Genomic DNA, 18,981 nt, shown 5'->3' with positions numbered 1-18,981 from the left:
CTCAGTCCGTCGGATCGTCGAACACGATAACCGACCGAGCAGCCGTGCCCTCGCGGAGCTCCGTAAAGGCATCATTCACTTCGTCGAGCGCGATCCGCCGAGATACGAGTTCATCGAGCCGGAGAGAGCGCTCCATGTAGAGGTCCGCGAGCAGGGGGAAGTCGACCAGAATGTCCCCGCTACCGTAGAGCGATCCGGAGAGTGTCTTCGCGGGCATCACGAGTTCAGTCATGATCGGGATCGACAACGTTTCACTTGGGTCCGGGCCACCGACGAACACCGCTCGCCCGGCAGCCCTGGTCATGGCGAGAACCTGCTCGGCTGTTTGGCGAGTGCCGGCGGTCTCGAATGCCACGTCGGCACCGCGGCCTCCAGTCAGCTCGAACACTCGCTCGACCGGATCAACAGTGCGCGCATTCACGACCTCAGTCGCGCCGAGCGTCTTCGCGAGCTCGAGCTTCGAGTCGTTGATATCGATTGCGATCACGGTGCCAGCTCCATTGATTGCCGCACCTTGAACGGTGTTCAGCCCGACGCCGCCGCATCCCGCGACCGCTACTACGTCGCCAGTCTGGATGTCACCAGCGTTCGCTGCCGCGCCGTACCCGGTGACAACGCCGCATCCGATGAGACATGCCACGTCCAGGGGAATGTCGTCGCGAACCTTGACGGCGCACACGTCTGGCACGACGGTCTCCTCGGCGAACGTTCCAAGGAAACTCATCTGGTGCAGCGGTTGACCCTCGAGTGTCAGGCCGGGGATGCCGTCGAGTAGTCCGGCTTTGAGGAACACGGCGGAACCGGTCTCGCACGATGTGTAGAGGCCGCGCTCGCAATAATAACACGCGCCGCAGCGGGCGGTGGCCGACAGAACCACGTGGTCCCCGACGGCCAACCGTTCGACCCCTTTGCCTACTTCGGTCACAACACCTGCGCCTTCATGGCCCAGCACGAGCGGCAAGGGCAGCGGCACCTTGCCTTCATGGATCGTCAGATCGCTGTGACAGACACCAGAAGCGGCGACTCGCACCCGCACCTCGTTGATGCGTGGTGCATTCACTTCAATGTCCTTGATCTCGAGCGGTTCGTTCTGTGCCGTCATCACTGCTGCTTTGGTCATCTTCTGCTCCCTCTTCCGTGGACTGATGCCGCACGTGACCCGCCGGGTGCGGCAAACTTGAGGTCGCGCTTGCAACTCTGGATCTTGGCGTCGGCGATCGAGCGTTTGAAACCGTTGGAGACGCCTGTGATCAGCCAGCCTCGCGGGGCCTGGGATTCAACAGCTGACGATGTCGAAGCACCCCTTGTGACACGTGAACACACGTTGTGTAGTTCATCACCCGCGTGCTAGTCGGTCAAGCGGTTGTAGCCGTGCACGGTGATTCGACGCTCCCGAAGCCGCTGACATGGGTGCTCCCTGGCTATGAAGCGCGGATCGCCTCGGTCGCTACTCTGATGAAGTCGACATGCTCTGCACACGTGCGACCGACTCCGAGTCCGCTGATCGAGACATGGGTTGCTCCGATCTCGCGCCAGCGCGCAACTTGCTCGCGTACCGTCTTGGCGATGTCCGTTGTCCGGCCGAGCGCTTTCGGGGTCACGTGGTCACCACCAGGCTGAATCGTACCCTGGAGCCCGACGTCGCGCCCGTGCCGCGAGGCTATATCGCGAACTTGCTTCCATGCCCCAGCGACTTCAGCTGAGGGGGAAAGGTAGGTGGTCCATCCATCGGAAAGTCGACCAATCCGTTCGAGTGTTGCGGGGCGGGTGCCGCCGCCCATCCAGATCGGCACCGGACGTTGCACGGACCGTGGGCACAACCCGGCGCGGTCAACCGTGTGAAAGCGGCCTCGGAAATCGACCGACGGCTCCACCCACAATCGACGAAGGAGATGAATCTGCTCCTCGAATCGCTGTGCTCTCGAAGCAAAGTCGGTTCCCAGCGCCTCGAACCCCACCTGGTTCCAGCCGATGCCAACCCCTAGCTGGACTCGACCTCCCGCGAGGATGTCAAGCTCTGCGGTCTGCTGCGCCACCAGGACTGTCTGCCTTTGCGGAAGCACCAGCACGCCAGTGAGCAATTCGAGCGTGCTCTGTCCTGCGATGAAGCTGAGGAGGACGAGCGGCTCATGCATCTCGGTCGTCGAGTCGTACGAATAGCGCCAGTCAGGACGCGACGATCGATCAGCACCGAGAACGTGGTCATAGAGTACGAGATAGGAGACACCGGACTCTTCGGCGGTCCGAACGAGCTGCATGATCGAGTCCGGCCCACCGAGCTCGGTCTGGGGGAGGATGAGCCCGATCTTCACCGCGGAAGCTCATCGGAGGGTCGTCGGCGTGCCCCTCTCCGGTGGTCAGCAGCCTGCCGATGTTCCCTGCGAGCAACTCGTGGTCCCAGCAACCCACTCTCCCTCAGCTGACGGTGACCTTCGATAGCGCTTCGAGCCCCTTAGGACACATGGTGTTAGGCTGTCCATCGTGTACCTAGGGGAGGCAGCTGGAGAGGTCGGTGCTCATCCCCTCACCAAAATCGGAGGTTAGCTCGATGCGTATCGTCCTCGACGAGGATCTATGCGATGGGAACGGGTTCTGCGTGGCACACGCCCCAGAGCTGTTCGGTCTTCGAGACGATGACACCCTCGAGGTGATAGATCCATCTCCCCCGACCGAGCTCCACGAGCGCGCACGCGAAGCGTTCCTCGTCTGTCCGAAGCGGGCCCTTTCGGAACAGTGATGGCTTGCGGTCCCCGTCCGCTTGCCGGAGACGTGAGTGGCCGGGATTCGGCAGTTCCCGAGCCCCAAATGGCCCCACGGCGGACAGGGAAACCATGAGCGTTCAGGTCAGCGGAGATCGCACGCGTGCGCTCGAGGAGTTCCGGCGTTGGTTTGAGTCGAGCGCAATAGAGTCCGACGATTGCCCCATGGGCGAACGGATACTCGATGCTGCGAGGCGGTGCTACCTGCGCTTCGGCCCGACGAAGATGAGCATGCGCGACGTTGCTGACGAGGCTGGCGTCTCACGGGGCTCTGTCTACAAGTACTATCAGAGTCGAGATCAGCTGCTCGAGGAACTGATCGACCAGGGCATTGGCACCTTCGCTCGCACACTCGATGCACTCATGTGTGAACACGACAACCTTGAGGCAAAGCTGTCCGAGGCCGTGCGGCTCATGTGGGATGGTGTTCGCCGTCGGCCCCGACCGCCAGGCCACGATTCCTTTGCAGCGGCCCATTTGACGAGCGGATCCGGCCCCTTGATCCGCGCTACCATGGCAGTAATTCGGGAGCATCTCGGTGTTGCCCAGGCCAGCGGAAAAGTTCGCAACGACCTCGATGTGGATCGGGGCGCCGAGTGGGTGGCTCGGAATCTGATCGCGGCGATCAGCATGCCGGGCGTGACGTTCGACTCGGATGAGGTCGCAGATGTGGATCGGTTCATCTGCGACTTCATGATCCGCGGTCTGGATTGAGGCACGACAAGTCCCGGGGTCACTCGGAGTTTTCGTCCGACGCCAACCACCGCCAGTTGTTCAGGCGTAGCCTCGCTTCACAGTGACCCGAGGCCCGAAGGCGTGAAGTCGAAGAGCCGCTCCGCGTTCCTGCGAGCAATGTCGAGCCTGGTATCCGGGCTCGATTACTGCGGCCCCCACGCCAGCGGAAGGCGACTCGGGCCGAATATGACCAGGAGGTCCCGATAGGTCGGCGTTGAGGAGACGCGCATGTCGGGAAGCCGGTCAACGATGGCCTCGAGGGATTCGTGCATTTCCATCCTTGCCAACGCGGCTCCCAAGCAATAGTGCGCGCTGTACATCGCAAACGTGAGGTGCTTTGTGCGAATGTCCGTCTCACGGAAGATATTGAAGGTGTCAGGATCGTCGAAGACGCGCGGATCGCGGTTGCCTGCGAGCACACATGACCAGATCTGATCACCGCGTTCGATGGTCGTTCCACGGATCTCGAGCGATTCTGCTGCAACGCGGGGCGCGGTGAACGGCAGCGGAGGTTGGAAGCGAAGGCACTCCTCAATGGCTTGAGGCCAGAGGCTCGGATCTTTCCGGATGGCGCTGAGCTGGTCGTCGTGCTGGAGCAAGAGGTGAAGCGCGGATCCGATCCCGTTTACCGTGGTATCGAAGCCTGCGGCCACGAGGAACGTCAGGTTCATGGTGAGCTCGATCTCGCTGAGGACGTCGGGATCCTCCTGCCTCTTAGCGGCGAGCTCGGTGATCAGGTCGGAACGCGGAGACCCGAGGCGCTCTTCTGCGAGCGCCTTCAAGTAGTGGTGGCGCTCCTCGAAGATCGCATCTGCTTCGGCAAGCCAGCTCTCCAGGTCGACACCTGGTTGTAGTACCCCCGTAATGTGTTGGACCATGGTTTGCATGCGCTCGAACTGGTCTTGCGGGATGTCCAGCAGGTTCATGATCACGGTCGTGGGCACGAGCAACGCATAGTCGCTGACCATGTCCATCTCGCCTTCGGGCGCCGCGATGACGGCGTCTAGCAGCTCCTCCGCGACGTTCCGTGTTGCCTCACGCATCGTCTCGATTGCTCGCGGCGTGAACGTCTTGTGGAGCAACTTGCGCATGCGTACGTGGTCGGCTCCATCTTGGTGATCGATGTTGTGGATGAAGTGCTTCTTGAAGTACCCGTCCCCCTGGAGATACGGGGGTTTGGGTGCTCCTGGGAGCGCCTTCTTGCAGATCGGGGCGCCACTATCCCCTCGAAATACCCATTCGATGTCTTCGTGTCGCGTGAGCACCCAGAACCCAGCAGGCGTTCGAAGGACCGGTTCGTTCTCTCTGATCCAGTTCAAATGCTGAACCCCATCAGGATGTGGAGCGCCGAGATACGCATTCCACCGCGCCACGGCTTCGGCTTGAGAGTCGGTCATCGGGCCAGCCTCCACATTGCGATCGCTTCACGCGACCGTGATTTTGTCGGGCCGAGGGCTGTGGACAACGATGTGGGCCCCCTCAACATGTTCGAGAGTGTAGACAGACGACCGAACCGTGTTCAAGTGTGTGGTTGCCGCCCGACCGCGACGCATTTTGCACCGGAACACCGTTATCGCAAAGCTCAGGGCCGAGTGCCGCGAGGACCTCGGCGCTAGGTCGGAACCGGTCGTCGGCCAGTCAGGCTTCTGTGACTGGCCGGCTTGGTGGATCCGGACTCGCGTCGTCGGGGCTACCTAGGTATGACGCTATGACTGCGGGATCGGACATGACTTCTGTAGGTGTGCCGCGAGCAATGACGGCTCCGTATTCCAGGACGACGATCTCGTCGCAAAGAGAGCCGATGAAGTGCATGTCGTGTTCTACGAGCAAAACTCCGACCCCGCGGTCGTCAACCAGCCGCTTGATCATTCGTGCGAGTTCGCTTGATTCGGCCTCCGACAGGCCGGCCGCGGGCTCGTCAAGCAGCAGCAGCGACGGCTCGGTTGCCATTGCACGGGCGATGGCAACGAGGCGCCGGGTGCCATAGGAGAGCTCGCTCACGGGCTGGTGCACCTGGTCCTCGAGCTCGAGCCCGCGCACGGCCTCTGCGATCAGGTCGTCGGATTCTCGGGTTCTGCGACGACCGAACCAGGGCATGTACGCGGCAGGGGAGCGCTCATCGGCCGCAGCTCTGAGATTCTCCGCGACGGTGAGGTCCTCGAAGAGCTCCAGGGACTGAAACGATCTGCTGACTCCGGCGCGGGCCCATTTGTGAGGTGCCTGGCCGGTAGCATCTTCGTCGTCGAGGAACACTTGCCCTCGGTCGGGCTTTGTGAAGCCCGTGACGGCGTCGATGACCGTCGACTTCCCCGCACCGTTCGAACCGATCAGGCCAAGCACCCGCCCAGTTCGGACTTCGAAGGACACGCCGTCCACGGCGGTCACTCCACCGAAATGCACGGCCACGTCATGCACGCGAACTTCCATTGCCGGAACGCGCTCCGTTCTATGGGCTCCTTCCCCCGGAAGGATGTCGCTGTCACCAGGGGGTTGGTCTCCAGCATGCGTGCGAGGGATGCGCAATATGGAACCGATGCGCCGTGAGACTTGGCCCATGAGGGGGAAGACCCCGTTCGGCGCCTGCATGAGATTGAGAAGCACGACGCCTCCGGCAATGAGAGGCAGGTAGCTGCCGATGCCGTCGAACCATCCGGATGCAACCTTGTCGATGATGCCGGCCGTTGCAAGAAGCGAGCCGATGAGCGCGCCGCCGATGTAGCCGATCCCGCCGATCACCGAGAGCGTCAGCATCTCGATCGAGACGTCGTTTCCGAACTGCGTGAAGTAGACGATGGTTGCGTTCTGGTAAGCGAGGAGTACCCCAGCGAGTCCCGCGATGCCCGAAGAGATCGCAAACGCAACGACCTTGCCTCGGACCACGTTGATGCCGATGGCCGCGGCCGCTCGTTCGTTCGTTCGAATCGCAATGAGATTCCGTCCCAGGGTCGATTGGCGCAGCCACGCGACCCCGAGGCCGACGACAACCACCCAGAGAATGGCGACGATGGCATACCGATCGAGGTGCTCACGCCCGCCGATGGGCCATCCGAACAGCGTTGGGACATCGAGCGCGGTCCCGCCGCTGCCGCCCGTAAAGGAAGAGTCGTTGAACACCATGGCCACGACGGCCTCGCCAAGCCCGAGGGTGACAATTGCGAGGTTCACTCCGCGTGTTCGGACCGCCGGAACAGCGATCAGCGCCCCGACCGCTGTGGCGCCGAGTATCCCGATCACGAATGCCAAGGTGAGCGGGACTCCAGCTGCCGCCTGTAGTCGCCCCGCGATGAACGCACCGATACCAGCGAATGCGAATTGAGCCAAAGAGAGTTGCCCTGCGTAACCCGTTATAACGATGAATGAGAGCAGAATGATGACAACAATCGCCGTCGTGGCAAACGCCCGGCTGGTAGCCCTGTCATCCGAGGAAAGTATCCAGAATATGGCTACGGCGCAGACTGCAATGATCGGGCTGAGCCGGAGCTTGCCGGTGCCGATCGACGGGAGCTTGTCTGTGGCGTAGCTGCGCAGTGGCAGAGCTCGTCCGCGTATCACCATCAGCCCAATGACGACCAAGAACGGCAGTGACGTCGAGAGTCCGGTGACATCTGACGCGTAGCGCGCCAGCAGCGATTGCAGGATGCCGATCCCGAGTCCTGCACCGAGCGCGACACCGAACGATGCGAACCTGGCGACGAGAGCCGCAGCGATGCCCGATAGCAGCAGGACCGTGAGGGTGGTGACGCGTAGGCCGGCAATTGGCACGATGAAGATGCCGGCGACTGCCGCAAGCGCCGAGCCAACTGCCCAGTTGACTGCTCCGAGGACTCGGGGTGACCAACCTAGGGTTGCCGCAGCGGTTTCGTTGTCCGCTACGGCTGATGTCGCGAGGCCGAACAGTGTCCGATGCTGAATGATCGTGAGCACTGCAGTCATTGTGATCGCGATCGCAGCGAGAAGCACGCGATCCTGCGCCAGAAGGATCGCCCCTTCTCTCCAGTTGATCTGCCAGACTCCGTCAGGCAGGGTGCTGGGCACTCCGAACGTGGCTGCGCCGTAGCGGAGCTGGAGGGCAGCGGTGAGTATCGCCAACACGGCCAGTGTCGCAACGACGCGCACCAACGGTGACGCGCTGCGTAGTCGGCGCATGATGACCAGGTGGACTACGAGCCCGATCGTTGCAGAGAACAGTATTCCGCACATGATGCCCACGCTCGTAGGCCAGGACCCTTTCACCGAGAGTTCGTAGTACAGGTAGGTGCCTGCGACTCCGATGGCCCCGTGCGCGAAGTTGAGCACCCCTGTCGCTCGGTACACCAAGATCAGACCTTGCGCCATCAGCGCATACATGGCCCCGCCCCCGAGCCCGAGCGCAGCGAACCGCAAGACTTCTGTCAGGATGTCCTCCTAATACGAGGCCGCCGCGAGCCCTTGGCAACAAGGGCTCGCGGCGGCTGGTCGATCGGACGCCCCAGCGTGACCGCTCTATCTACTGGCAGGTTGCAAGCGTGTCAGCGATGTCGATGGGCTCATCGTTGTTCAGGGGAACCAGTTCGCCGTCCGTGACCCTTGCGAGGTACACGGCTGAGTTCCTGATCGCGCCGTAGGGGCCATCGCTCGTCGATGTGAAGTCCAAGGGCGGGGTGATGCCACCGGTATCGACTGCAGCGGAGCTCGACAACGCCTCTGAGAGCGACATCGATGTCACGTCCGTCCCCGCCAACTCGCTCGAGATAACAGAGCTCATGGCCATGACGGCCGTCCAGGCAGCCTGTGCCTGCTGGTCGTTGGTCACCGCGCCGAGCATGTCGGGCGCAGAACTCTCGAACGCAGCGTAGTAGTCGGCCCACACCGGGTTATCTGGGCCCGGGAACGGGCCGAAAGTGATCGTGCCCTCATACGGCGTATCCGCCCCACCTGACTGCTCGAGGTTCTCGGCGTTGATCGTCCCATTCGCCGTCATGATCAGGTTCTCAATGCCGGACTGGCTGAACGCAGCACCCAACGGCACGATCACGACCGGAGGGACGAAGTACTGGGACCCAGCCGCGGGACCCGAGCTCAGCTGCGCCACGAACGGGGCGAAGTCCTGTGATGTCGGGGGAATGATGATTCTGGCGCCCTCGTTGATGCCGTTTGCCGCGAGACCGCAGGCCCAAAGGTTCTCCAGCAGGGGCGTCACGGGTGATTCGAGCGTGAGCATGTCGACGGTGTCGATTCCGTTTTCAGCCGCGATGAGTCCGCCAACCACGATCTGGGTTACGCCCGCTGTGACATTGAACAGGTTTTCACCGGTGAAGCCGCCGGGTGTGTTGGGGACGGTCGGGAAGTGCGGGATCCCGGCTCCGGTCGTAACGGGGATGTTGAGGTCGTCAAACAGCGAAGCGCTTATCACGGCGTCGACGTCGGCGTCGATCAGCTCCTCAACGCAGAGTGCGGCCTCGTTCGGGTCTGACAGGTCGTTGCAGAGAACGATCTCGACCGTTCGTCCGTCGACTCCACCTGCTTCGTTGAGGAAGAATGCAGCGGCCTCAGCCCCGGCCCGTACGGTCGGGGAGTTGTAGATGGGATTGTCATCGGAGTAGATGACGCCGATGGAGACGGTGCCAAGGTCCTCACTCGCCGGTTCGTCGGCCGGTTCGTCGGCCGGTTCGTCGGCCGGTTCGTCGGCCGGTTCGTCGGCCGGTTCGTCGGCCGGTTCGTCGGCCGGTTCGTCGGCCGGTTCGTCGGCCGGTTCGTCGGCCGGTTCGTCGGCCGGTTCGTCGGCCGGTTCCGCAACGGTGTCTGGAGCACTTGCGTCGTCGTCGTCCCCGCAGGCGCTCACCCCGAGCAGTGCGATCAACGCGATTGCGATCCAAAGAATCCATCGACGTGGCTGCATAATTCCTCCCCCTTGACAGGTGGCTCAGCCAGGTCGGTGGCCGAGCTCCAGGTTGAACGTTAGAACATACGGCGACATTCGTCTACCCCTTCCCGTTGGGTGCGTCCGACAAGGCCAGATAGCTCCGCTCGATATCCTCCACCTGACTGCGCAACTGGGACGCGGTGCCCTCAGCCTGCACTCGACCGCGGGCCAATACATACCCCCTGTCCGCTGTCTCGAGCGCTCGCCGCACGTGCTGCTCCACGAGCAACACGGCGATGCCCGAATCAGCCGCCGAGCGAACCGCAGTGAGCAGGCGCTCGACGATCTTGGGCGCGAGTCCGAGCGACAACTCGTCCGCCAGCAGCAGCGACGGCGCTCGCGCCAGCGCCCGGCCGAGCGTCAACATCTGCTGCTCGCCTCCCGAGATCAGCCCGGCCGGGACCTTGAGGCGACCCGCAAGCTCCGGGAACAGCTCCAGAGCGCGGTCGACGTTGCAGCGCCCGACGCGAAGGTTCTGCTCCACCGTGAGGCTCGGAAATACAGAGCGCTCCTCTGTCACCAGCGCCATGCCAGCACGAGCGCGTTTGTCCAACGCGGTCCGCACCGCCAAACCTTCGCGAAGCACGGTGCCGGCCTGCAGATCGATCGCCCCAGCGAGGGCGCGCAACGTCGTCGTCTTGCCGGCTCCATTGGGGCCCAAAAGGACAACCACCTCACCCTGGTGCACGACGATGTCGACATCACGAACAACTGGCTCTGACCCGTATCCTGCCTGGATAGAGCGACCTTCCAGTGCTGGTGGGGGTATCGCACTCGTGTCTTGAGCGTGGAGGCTCACGATGTCACCACCATCGGGTGAAGCCGGTGCGGGTTCGTCTTTGCGTCCAAGGGCATCTTTGCATCGCTTGGCGAGCAACGGGCTCGTCGCTTGCGCCAACGCAGCCTAACACTCTGCGTGCATATGTCTCCTGCTAGCTGATGCTGCCGGTTGCGGGCCCAACGGTGCTCGGGCGTGTCCCGATGACGCCGTCGGACTCGAGAGCCTCGATGTCAGAGATCGTGAGTCCGATCTCCAAAAGGACCTCCATGTTGTGCTCGCCGAGCAATGGTGGCCGACGACGCTCGGGACGGGCCCGGCCCGCTTGACCGGATGTCGATGGGTGGCGGGCGTAGGGCAAGCGGCCCGTAATCGGGTGTTCGAGCTCGTCGAAGAAGCCTCTGGCCTGCAGCTGGGCGATGTCGATCTGCTCGTGAGGCCGGATCAACTTGGCCACTGGAATGTCGTTGGACCACAGCTCTTCAACGATGGAGTCGGCGGTGCGGCCGGCGCACCATTGGGCAATGCCAGCGTCGATCTCGTCATGGCGTTCCTGGCGGCCTTCGAGCGTGGAGAGGGCGGGACTGCGTGCCCAAGCCTGGTCGCCGAGGACACGGCAGAGCCGGAGCCACTGGCTGTCGTCTGCGATCGAGATTCCCACCAACTCTTCGGCGTCGTGTGCTGAACTGACCCGGGTACCTGCGGGGTAGATGCCTTGAGGGGCACAGAACGGGCTTCGGTTGCCGAGTCTTGATGGTTCCTGGCCAAACGTCGAGCAGTGGACAATCGCTTCGGCGCCAATGTTCAGCGCCGAGCCGACCATCGCAGCCTCCACCCACATGCCTCTACCGGTACGGTCGCGGTGTGCTAGGGCGAGCAGCAGGGCGACGGTTGCGTGCCCCCCGGCTACAGGATCGCAGATGCCGTTCGGCAGCTCCGGGCCCCCATCTCCGTACCCCGTCATCCATGCAAGGCCTGAGCTCATCTCGATCGTCTGGGCGTAGCCACTACGGTCACACCAAGGGCCGGACAACCCAAAGGCCGGCATTCGAAGGAGGATGATTCCGGGATTGGCAGCGCGAAGGTCGTCGTACTCGAGTCGGAGATTGCCCATCACTCGCGGGCTGAAGTTCTCGATGACGACATCAGATCGGGCGACGAGCTGCAAGAAAACATCGCGTCCTCGTGGGCTGGACAGATCGACCGCAATCCCGCGCTTGTCGGTGTTCGCACCATGGACCGTGGGGGTCCACTCCCACCAGTCGTCATCTTCGAGAGACTTGACAGTGTTGTACCGCGAGCCGTCCATCCTGGCCGTCGACTCGACCTTTATGACATCCGCTCCGGCCATCCCGAGGTAGCCGCCAACAACCGGACCCGCCCAGAATGTTGTGAGGTCGAGTACCCGGAGCCGGTCGAAAGGCGTGGCCGAGCGAGTGGCGCGCTGGGACCGATCGTTCAGGGATCTCAGAACCGCATCCGCGTCCGCCCCGACTTCCGGGGCGGAACCCGCTGGCCTCGATTCCGCAGTGTCGCCGAGTATGTACGGGACATTCGGTTGGAGAAAGCTGCCTCGACTATTCGCAACGAACGACTTGCGCTCCACGAAGTGGTCCAGGTCAGCGATGGTCGCCGGCCGCGCCACTGGTGCGACCGGAATCCGCATAAGGCTCGCGAGCTCGATGATCTCGCTCGTCGTTCGCTGAGAGGTCCATGCTTCGATCGCCGCCGAGAGCTCGTCCGCCCTTCGCCACCGCTCGACCGCGCTGAAGAGCGTTTGATCCTCAAGCCAGTCGTCGCGCCCGAGCATCGAGCAGAAATCGAGCCACTGTTGTCCGGTCACCACCATGAAGCCGACAAGACTGTCCTTTGTGGAGTGGATTCCAGGGAGGACGCGGAATCTCTTGTCGCGGCGCTCTTTGCCGGCCATGCGGAAGTCGGTGACCGGGTACGGAAGCTGACTCCACAGGACGCATTCGAACTCAGACACATCCACCAACTGCCCACGGCCCGTCGCGTCAGTCGACCTGAGCCGGCTGAGTGCCCCGATTGCCGCGCACATGCCTGCGACCCACAGACCCGACTCACCGCCCACCGTCAGTGGCGGCAGCTCCTCAGTCCCACGCAGCACTGGCCCACCCGACCAGCACTGGAGAGTGAATTCTGTAGCGGCGCGTTCGCACCAGGGCCCTTCCAGGCCAAACGGCGAGACGGACACCACCACCGCACCAGGCAGACTCGCGCGCAACTCACTGGCATGGAAGTCCTCGTGCCAATGCAAGGCGTTGCCTGGGCTCCAGACGACAGCGTCGGCTGTCTTCAGGATTTCCCGCACCATCAGGACAGAACTGTCGAGCTCCGGGTCGACGACCACACTCTTGGACGACGCGCAAAGAAAACGGAACAGCGGACTGTCATCATCTCGAATCACCTGGTCCAAGAAGCGGCGGCGTAGGGGGTCTCCCGATGGAGGCTCAACCTTCACCACCTCTGCCCCTCCATCTGCTAAGAGCTTGCAGCAGTATGCACCTGCGATCCCGGTGGACAAATCAACGATTCGGCGTCCAGCCAGCGGTGCGTTGCTCGCAATCGCCTCGGCGTCGGACATTGTGCTTCGTGGCCGAGCTCTCACGCCTGGTCTCGATCCTCAGCCGTTGGGCGGAAGACCGGGACAACCATCTCGCCCCGGGACTCGAAAACTACCGTGACGGGCATCCCGACTGTAAGTGAATCGATGGTGCAGTCGACGATGTTCGTCATGAGATCGATCCCCTCCTCCAGTCGAACGATTGCGACGACGTAGGGCGTCTTGAATGCCGGTGTTGGCGGCCTCCAAACCACCGTGTAGCTGTAGATGCTCCCTCTGCCCGACGCGTCGACCCAGACCAGGTCTTCGCTTTGGCAGCTTCGGCATCTGTCCTCCGGGATCGACATGCGGTGGCCACAGCGCGTGCAAGTCTGGATCTTGAGCTTGTGGACCTGGCAGGCATCCCAGAAAGGCTTGGAGAGCGCGGTCGGAGTCGGAACGGGGAGTTCGGGTGGGCTCACGATGGGGAGTCTCCGAGCAGCATGAGTGCGTGGTTCATAGCTCCGGAGCCGGCGCTGCTGGCCAAGGCGAGGCGGCAGCCATCAATCTGGTTGACAGCGGTGCCGCGAACTTGATGAGTCGCCTGGACAACGCGTTGAAGCATCTGGGCCGCACCGGTATGTGAGTACGACATGGTGCCGCCATCGGTGCAAATCGGGTGGCGCTGCCCGGGCCCAATCACACCAGACGTGACGAATGGGCCACCGTCGCCCTCATCGCAGAAGCCGAACACCTCGAACTGTCGAAGGATCTCAAAGGAGAAGGGATCGTAGAACTCGCAAGCTTGCACATCACTCGGGTCGACCTGGGCCCTCTTGAATGCACGGGCCGCTGCGGCTGCGCCGAGCTGACCCGTCAACTCGTAGACCGGGGGATAGCAGTAGCCAGGGCCACAACTCTCAACGCCGCTCGCCAACACGAAGGTTCCCGGCCAACGCGAATCCTTGGCGCGGTCGGCAGCGGCCAGAACGACCGCCGACCCGCCTTCGGCAGTCATAGCGCAGTCCAGCAGGTGAAACGGGTCGGCAACCATCCGAGACGCGAGAATGTCATCAGGGGTGAATGGGCCGCGACCGCTGTAGACAGCGTCGGGATTTTGGTGGCCGTTGTTTCGGATCGTGGCGGAAACGAACGCCAGTTGTTCGGGTGTCGTCCCGAACAGATACATGTGCCGACGGGCCACTAAAGCGAATTCCGTCGCGGTGAACTGTCCACACCACTCGACCCACTCGTTCGATGGGCGCGTCCAGGGCGCGGTGGCCGCATTGTCAACGTACACACCGGCTTGCCCACTCGCGACGACGGCAACACTGCACCAGCCTTCTCGGATTGCGCTCGCCGCCTCGGCGACAGCAATGAGCGGACTGGGCTGGCCGCCATACCAGAATCGCTCGGCGCCAAACCTGTACGCCCATGTCTTCGATTCCGTGTTGACGTCGTGTGCCGGTGTTGTCGGACACACGGTGAATCCGTCAACCTCCGAAAGCCCGATTCCGGCGTCTGCGAGAGCCCCGCGGATGGCATCGTCTGTGATCGAGTAGGACGTCTCCCCACTGAGTCTGCGCGCCTGCTTGGTGTTGTACGCCCCAACGACGGCAACTTCCGGTCGCGCCATGGTCAGAGAGTATCGGGCCTGGCCTTGGCCTCGAATCCGCCATCCGTGTACAACGTCTGGCCCACCAGCAGCGAGTTGGCCGGGCTTGCGAGCCACCTCAGAGCAGATGCTACGTCTGCCGGCTTGACAAATGGCTGCCCGATGGCGCTTGCGCCGCGGGCCATTTCGTCGAGCTCCTCGGAACGGTACGGGTCAGACATCGGCGACTCGATGCCACACGGCGCGACGGCGTTGAGAAGAATCCCCGCCCCGGCCCAGTCAGAGTCGACTGCCGTCGTCTTGACCCAGCGTGAGAGGGCGTACTTCGTCGACGCATAGATCCTCGAGTTTCCGGGGTAGTAGTCGCTGCTCTCACGTTCAGCGATCGCTGTCGCTTCCTCCTCGTCGAGCGCAAGGCACGCTTCCACCAGCTCGTCGATACGAGGTACGATCGCGGTGGCGGAGGAGACCACAACCGCCCGCGGGGCTTCGGCGTTGGCCAGGAGGGCTCGGGTGGCTTCGATAGTCGATACTGCACCGAAGAAGTTGACTCGCACGGCGAGCTCGGTCTCTTGGAGAACGCCGGCGCAAGCGATGACGCCATCTAGACCATCGCCGGCAAGCTGCTGCGCCTCGACCGCCATCTGAGCCCTGCCGTCAGGAGTCGCGAGATCCGCGATGATCTCCGTGTCACGGAGATCGACGCCGATGACGCGGTGGCCATCGTTCTCGAGCTGACGTGCAGTTGAAGCACCAACTCCGGACGCGGCGCCCGTGATGAGGTACGTTCGTCGATCCATCTCAGCCCCGTTCCTCCAGCAGCTGCCTTTAGGTTCCCGGCGTGGCGGCCAGTCGACAGGGAACCACGCCGCCATTAGTATACAGATACACTGAAGGCGTTCAATCGGTTAGCTGGACGACCTTGTCGGCCCCGAGGAGGAGCTCGAATGGCTACCACGATCCCGCTCATGATCTCCGTCGACGACCACGTCATCGAGCCGCCGCACCTCTGGGAGACCTGGCTGCCCGCGAAGTACCGCGCCGATGGCCCGCGGGTCATCCGGGCGCCGCGGGAGTTCAATGAGGTCCCACGGTCGGGGGATCATCCGAGTCAAGGGATGTATCGGATCGGCGCGTCGGGACCGGAGGCGGACTTCTGGGTCTACGAGAACCTCAGCGTGGCGACGTTGCCGACGCTCGCTGCCGTCGGTCTCTCGGACGAGAGAATGACCGACACACCAGTTGACTATGCGGAAATCAGACCGGGGTGCTTCGACCCGCAAGCGCGTCTTGCCGACATGGATATGAATCACGTTGAGCGGTCGCTGTGTTTCCCGACCTTCCCGCGATTCTGCGGCCAGACCTTTCTCGAGGCAAAAGACAAAGAACTGGCAATGGCGTGCGTCGTTGCGTACAACGACTGGATGGTCGAGGAGTGGTGTGGTGACAGTGGAGACCGACTGATTCCGCTGTGTTTGATTCCCCTGTGGGATGTCGAGGCCGCGGCCGCCGAGGTGGTACGCAACGCAGAGCGGGGGGTGCGCGCGCTCACGTTCTCGGAAATGCCGGACGCTCTCGGGCTTCCAGCAATCTACGATCTCGACGCATGGGCGCCACTGCTCCGGGCGTGCGAAGACACCGGGACAGTCATATGTATGCACGTGGGTTCGTCATCCGCCCCTGTGATGAGACCTCACCGCGTCGCGTCACATGCACTTAGCCATGTGACGGCGGAGATCGCCTTGGTGGATTGGTTCTATAGTGGGGCACTGCCGCGCTTCCCGCGACTGAAGCTCGCCTTTTCGGAGAGTCAAGTGGGGTGGATGACTTTCGCCCTTCAGCGCCTCGACTGCACCTGGCGCAAGCAGAAGGACCGTACGTTCTCGAATTTCAGCTCGGAGATCACGGAGGAGCCGTCGAGCTACGCCGGTGATCGGGTCTACGCCTGCGCGTTTGAAGACGACTATGGCATTGCAACGCGTGGAGGAAAACTGGGCATCGACAATCTCACATTCGAGACGGATTATCCACATTCGGACAGTACGTGGCCCGATACTCTCGCCTATGTCGAGAGCGCGTTTGCGGACTATGACGACGACGAGCTCTATAAGGTCATGCGCGGAAACGCCATGAGAATGCTCGATATAACGGCCGATGTGCCCGCCCGCTAGCAAGCCAAGGTGACTCCGGCGCGGATGGCTCGTTGAGGAGCGGGATCGTCTCCATGATCTGGGCACCTTCCCAGTAGGTCACGAGTACGAACTCCGGAAACCTCGGATCGGGACCGGTGGTGAGGGTTAAGGGTTGCATTCGCCCCTCCGACACCACCGCTAACCCTCGCTATTCGGCTCGTCTTCCTGCGCTGCGCATCAGTTGGACGAGTTCGGCTGGGTCGTAGGGTGCCGGGGGGCCGGGAAGATAGGTGACGGCTTCGATGACACCGGGGTAGGCGAAGGCGCCGTGGGTCTCAAACGTCGACCACAGGACAGGGGAGCGGCGATCGATACCGACGTCGATGCCTTGGAACGGTGCGAAGCCCATAAGCATCTCGACCCCGTCGAGGGTCGCCTGCGGTTGGCCGTCCACGCTGATGGTGAAGCTCCAGGTGTAGGGCTCGCCACAACGAGCCGAGATGTGGATCTGGTGCCGGCCCGGTTGGAGGAAGTCAGCGGCGGCGATCTTTTCGATGCCGTACTCGTTGTAACCGAAGTGCACGATGCCATGTTCGATGTACACCACGTATCCGCCTCCCTGGTCGCCGTGGGCGACTAGGACACCGTCGGCGTCTTGGTGCACGATGTCGATCTCGATGTCGAAGTCCCGGAGGGTGACGAGCTTCTGGGACCGGTAGCGCTCTAGTGACGGTGTGCCCGCCAGGAGACGGACGGGATCGTTGAGCGAGGCTTCATCGGGTCGGCGCAACACTTGGAGAAGGCCGAGGCCGTCGTCGAGCGGGAACACCTGGTTGTTCCAGGCGGTGCGCTCCCAGGCATCGGCTAGTTCGGCGACGACTTCTGGGTTCTGGGCGGCCACGTCGTTCACCTCGGTGGGGTCGGTGGTGATGTCGTAGAGCTCCCACTCTGTGTCGTCATAGGCTGCCCCCCGCTGGTGGAGCGTGACGAGCTTCCATCCATTGCGGTAGAAGCTTCGATTGCCGAAGCACTCCGAGTATTGCTCCGGGTGGGTGCTTTCGGTGGCTCCATGGGTGATGGCGGGGGCGAAGCTGGCGCCGTCGAGGTCGTTTGGCGTCTCGACCTGGGCGATTTCGAGGATCGTCGGGAGGAGGTCGGTGACGTACTGGTACTGGCGATGGATCGTGCCGGCGCGGTCGAGTCCGATGCCCTTGGGCCACGAAACGATCATGGGCACCCGCACGCCGCCGGCGTGGGTACAGGACTTGTAGAGCCGAAACGGCGTGTTCGACGCCATTCCCCACCCGCGGGGGTAGTGCACCATCGCTCGAGGACCGCCGATGAGATTGAGATCGCGCTCGACGTCGAAGCCGCGTCCGAACCCCGCTGGGTTTCCGAACTGCCGGTAGTAGCTCCGCGTCCCCTGGGCCCCGCCCTCTCGGGTCGCGCCATTGTCGGAGGTGAACAAGACGACCGTGTTATCCAGGTCGCCCAGCGCATCGACCGCAGCCAACAGGCGGCCGAGGTTCTGGTCGACGTTGTCGACCATCGCGGCGTAGACCTCCATGTACCTCGCGTACCTGTCCTGAGCCTCAGCGGGGAGGCTGGCCCAAGCCTCCACCTCGTAGCCAGTCTCGTGGTTGCGCGGCGGTAGCGCCGTGCCCTTGTCGAACAAGCCCTGCTCGATCTGATTGGCGAATCGGCGCGCCCGGACCTCGTCCCACCCCTGCTGGTAGCGGCCCCGATGCGTGGCGATGTCGCTCGCCTTGGCCTGGAGCGGTCCGTGGACCGCCCCGTGGGCCAGATATAGGAAGAAAGGGCGGGTCGAGTCGTGGGATCGCAGCGACTTGAGATAGGAGATCGCCTCGTCGGTGATGTCGTCGGTGAAGTAGTAGCCGTCGGGGTAGGTGTCGACCGCCACCGGTGAGTTGTCGCGCACGAGCCGATGGGGATGGTGCAGGTTGGTCCAGCCCTCCAGCACGCCGTAGAACCGGTCGTAGCCCACCTGAAGCGGCCACGAATCACGGGGTGCGCCGTCGTGCATCGCCCCGTCGCGAGTCAGGTGCCACTTGCCGACGGCGAAGGTGGCGTACCCCGCGTTGCGAAGGAGTTGGGGGAGCGTGTCGATTGAGGGATCAATCTCCATCGTCCAACCTGGAAAGCCCGGGTCGAGATTGGCGACTGCGGCGAACCCGGCCCGGTGGGGGTTCATCCCGGTGTGGATGGACGCCCGAGACGGTGAGCACAGCGGGGCGGTGTGATAGTTCGTGAAGCGCAGACCCCCGGCGCTGAGGCGGTCGACGGTAGGGGTGGAGATCTCCGAGCCGTAGGGGCCGATGTCGGAGAAGCCGAGATCGTCCAGTAAAACGACGATGATGTTGGGGCTGCCCTGGGCGGGCCGAACCGGTTCGGGCCACCACGGGGTCGAGTCGCCGGCGAGACGGGAGATGTGGCCGCCGAAGGGCTGCGGCTTGTTCCGATGGTTGTCGTTCAT

General features: G+C 63.0%; 14 protein-coding genes. 3 read left to right on the top strand and 11 right to left on the bottom strand.

Translation table 11 applies throughout. The features are described 5' to 3' along the window. Position 1: 1 nt before the first annotated feature. Both ACOGXH_RS09505 and ACOGXH_RS09500 read right to left on the bottom strand, forming a co-directional pair. Positions 2-1,120, bottom strand: a complete 1,119-nt coding sequence (locus ACOGXH_RS09505) for a Zn-dependent alcohol dehydrogenase (protein WP_419928868.1) — start codon at positions 1,118-1,120, stop codon at positions 2-4. Between the two features lie 301 nt (positions 1,121-1,421). Further along, on the bottom strand, positions 1,422-2,312 hold the full coding sequence (locus ACOGXH_RS09500; protein WP_419928867.1) for an LLM class F420-dependent oxidoreductase: 891 nt from the start codon (positions 2,310-2,312) through the stop codon (positions 1,422-1,424). 236 nt (positions 2,313-2,548) lie between these two features. Here ACOGXH_RS09500 and ACOGXH_RS09495 point away from each other — a divergent pair, with 236 nt between their 5' ends. Together ACOGXH_RS09495 and ACOGXH_RS09490 are read left to right on the top strand one after the other, a co-directional pair. Beyond that, positions 2,549-2,737, top strand: a complete 189-nt coding sequence (locus ACOGXH_RS09495; RefSeq protein WP_419928866.1) for a ferredoxin — start codon at positions 2,549-2,551, stop codon at positions 2,735-2,737. A 94-nt stretch (positions 2,738-2,831) separates the two neighbouring features. Continuing rightward, positions 2,832-3,473, top strand: a complete 642-nt coding sequence (locus ACOGXH_RS09490; protein WP_419928865.1) for a TetR/AcrR family transcriptional regulator — start codon at positions 2,832-2,834, stop codon at positions 3,471-3,473. A 164-nt stretch (positions 3,474-3,637) separates the two neighbouring features. Here the strand turns inward: ACOGXH_RS09490 and ACOGXH_RS09485 are convergent, their stop codons facing one another. From ACOGXH_RS09485 to ACOGXH_RS09450, 8 genes are all read right to left on the bottom strand, one after another. After that, positions 3,638-4,891, bottom strand: coding sequence for a cytochrome P450 (locus tag ACOGXH_RS09485; RefSeq protein WP_419928864.1), 1,254 nt, complete (start codon positions 4,889-4,891; stop codon positions 3,638-3,640). A 241-nt stretch (positions 4,892-5,132) separates the two neighbouring features. Beyond that, positions 5,133-7,877 (bottom strand): ABC transporter permease subunit, encoded by a 2,745-nt coding sequence (locus tag ACOGXH_RS09480; protein ID WP_419928863.1) that lies wholly within the window; start codon positions 7,875-7,877, stop codon positions 5,133-5,135. Positions 7,878-7,980: 103 nt separating this feature from the next. Beyond that, complete coding sequence (locus ACOGXH_RS09475; RefSeq protein ID WP_419928862.1) at positions 7,981-9,333, bottom strand: ABC transporter substrate-binding protein; 1,353 nt, start codon at positions 9,331-9,333, stop codon at positions 7,981-7,983. Between the two features lie 121 nt (positions 9,334-9,454). Then, positions 9,455-10,195, bottom strand: coding sequence for an ABC transporter ATP-binding protein (locus ACOGXH_RS09470; RefSeq protein ID WP_419928861.1), 741 nt, complete (start codon positions 10,193-10,195; stop codon positions 9,455-9,457). A gap of 133 nt (positions 10,196-10,328) precedes the next feature. Beyond that, complete coding sequence (locus ACOGXH_RS09465) at positions 10,329-12,782, bottom strand: CaiB/BaiF CoA transferase family protein (RefSeq protein ID WP_419928860.1); 2,454 nt, start codon at positions 12,780-12,782, stop codon at positions 10,329-10,331. A gap of 20 nt (positions 12,783-12,802) precedes the next feature. After that, positions 12,803-13,222, bottom strand: coding sequence for a Zn-ribbon domain-containing OB-fold protein (locus ACOGXH_RS09460; RefSeq protein ID WP_419928859.1), 420 nt, complete (start codon positions 13,220-13,222; stop codon positions 12,803-12,805). Next, positions 13,219-14,376: a thiolase family protein gene (locus ACOGXH_RS09455; protein ID WP_419928858.1), complete on the bottom strand. Its 1,158-nt coding sequence runs from the start codon at positions 14,374-14,376 to the stop codon at positions 13,219-13,221. Before ACOGXH_RS09455 ends, ACOGXH_RS09460 begins: the two co-directional genes overlap by 4 nt. Positions 14,377-14,378: 2 nt before the next feature. Continuing rightward, on the bottom strand, positions 14,379-15,155 hold the full coding sequence (locus ACOGXH_RS09450; protein WP_419928857.1) for an SDR family oxidoreductase: 777 nt from the start codon (positions 15,153-15,155) through the stop codon (positions 14,379-14,381). Positions 15,156-15,302: 147 nt separating this feature from the next. On the opposite strand from ACOGXH_RS09450, the gene ACOGXH_RS09445 reads away from it, so the two are divergent. After that, a complete protein-coding gene (locus ACOGXH_RS09445) occupies positions 15,303-16,526 on the top strand; it encodes an amidohydrolase family protein (RefSeq protein ID WP_419928856.1) in 1,224 nt (407 codons plus the stop codon). A 169-nt stretch (positions 16,527-16,695) separates the two neighbouring features. On the opposite strand, the gene ACOGXH_RS09440 is transcribed toward ACOGXH_RS09445, so the two are convergent. Further along, positions 16,696-18,981: an arylsulfatase gene (locus tag ACOGXH_RS09440; RefSeq protein ID WP_419928855.1), complete on the bottom strand. Its 2,286-nt coding sequence runs from the start codon at positions 18,979-18,981 to the stop codon at positions 16,696-16,698.

The sequence above is a fragment of the Candidatus Poriferisocius sp. genome (assembly GCF_965208355.1).
In the GTDB taxonomy this organism is placed as follows: domain Bacteria; phylum Actinomycetota; class Acidimicrobiia; order Acidimicrobiales; family Bin134; genus Poriferisocius.
The sequence above is the reverse complement of the archived record's forward strand: the minus strand, read 5'-3'. Positions and strand labels throughout refer to the sequence as shown.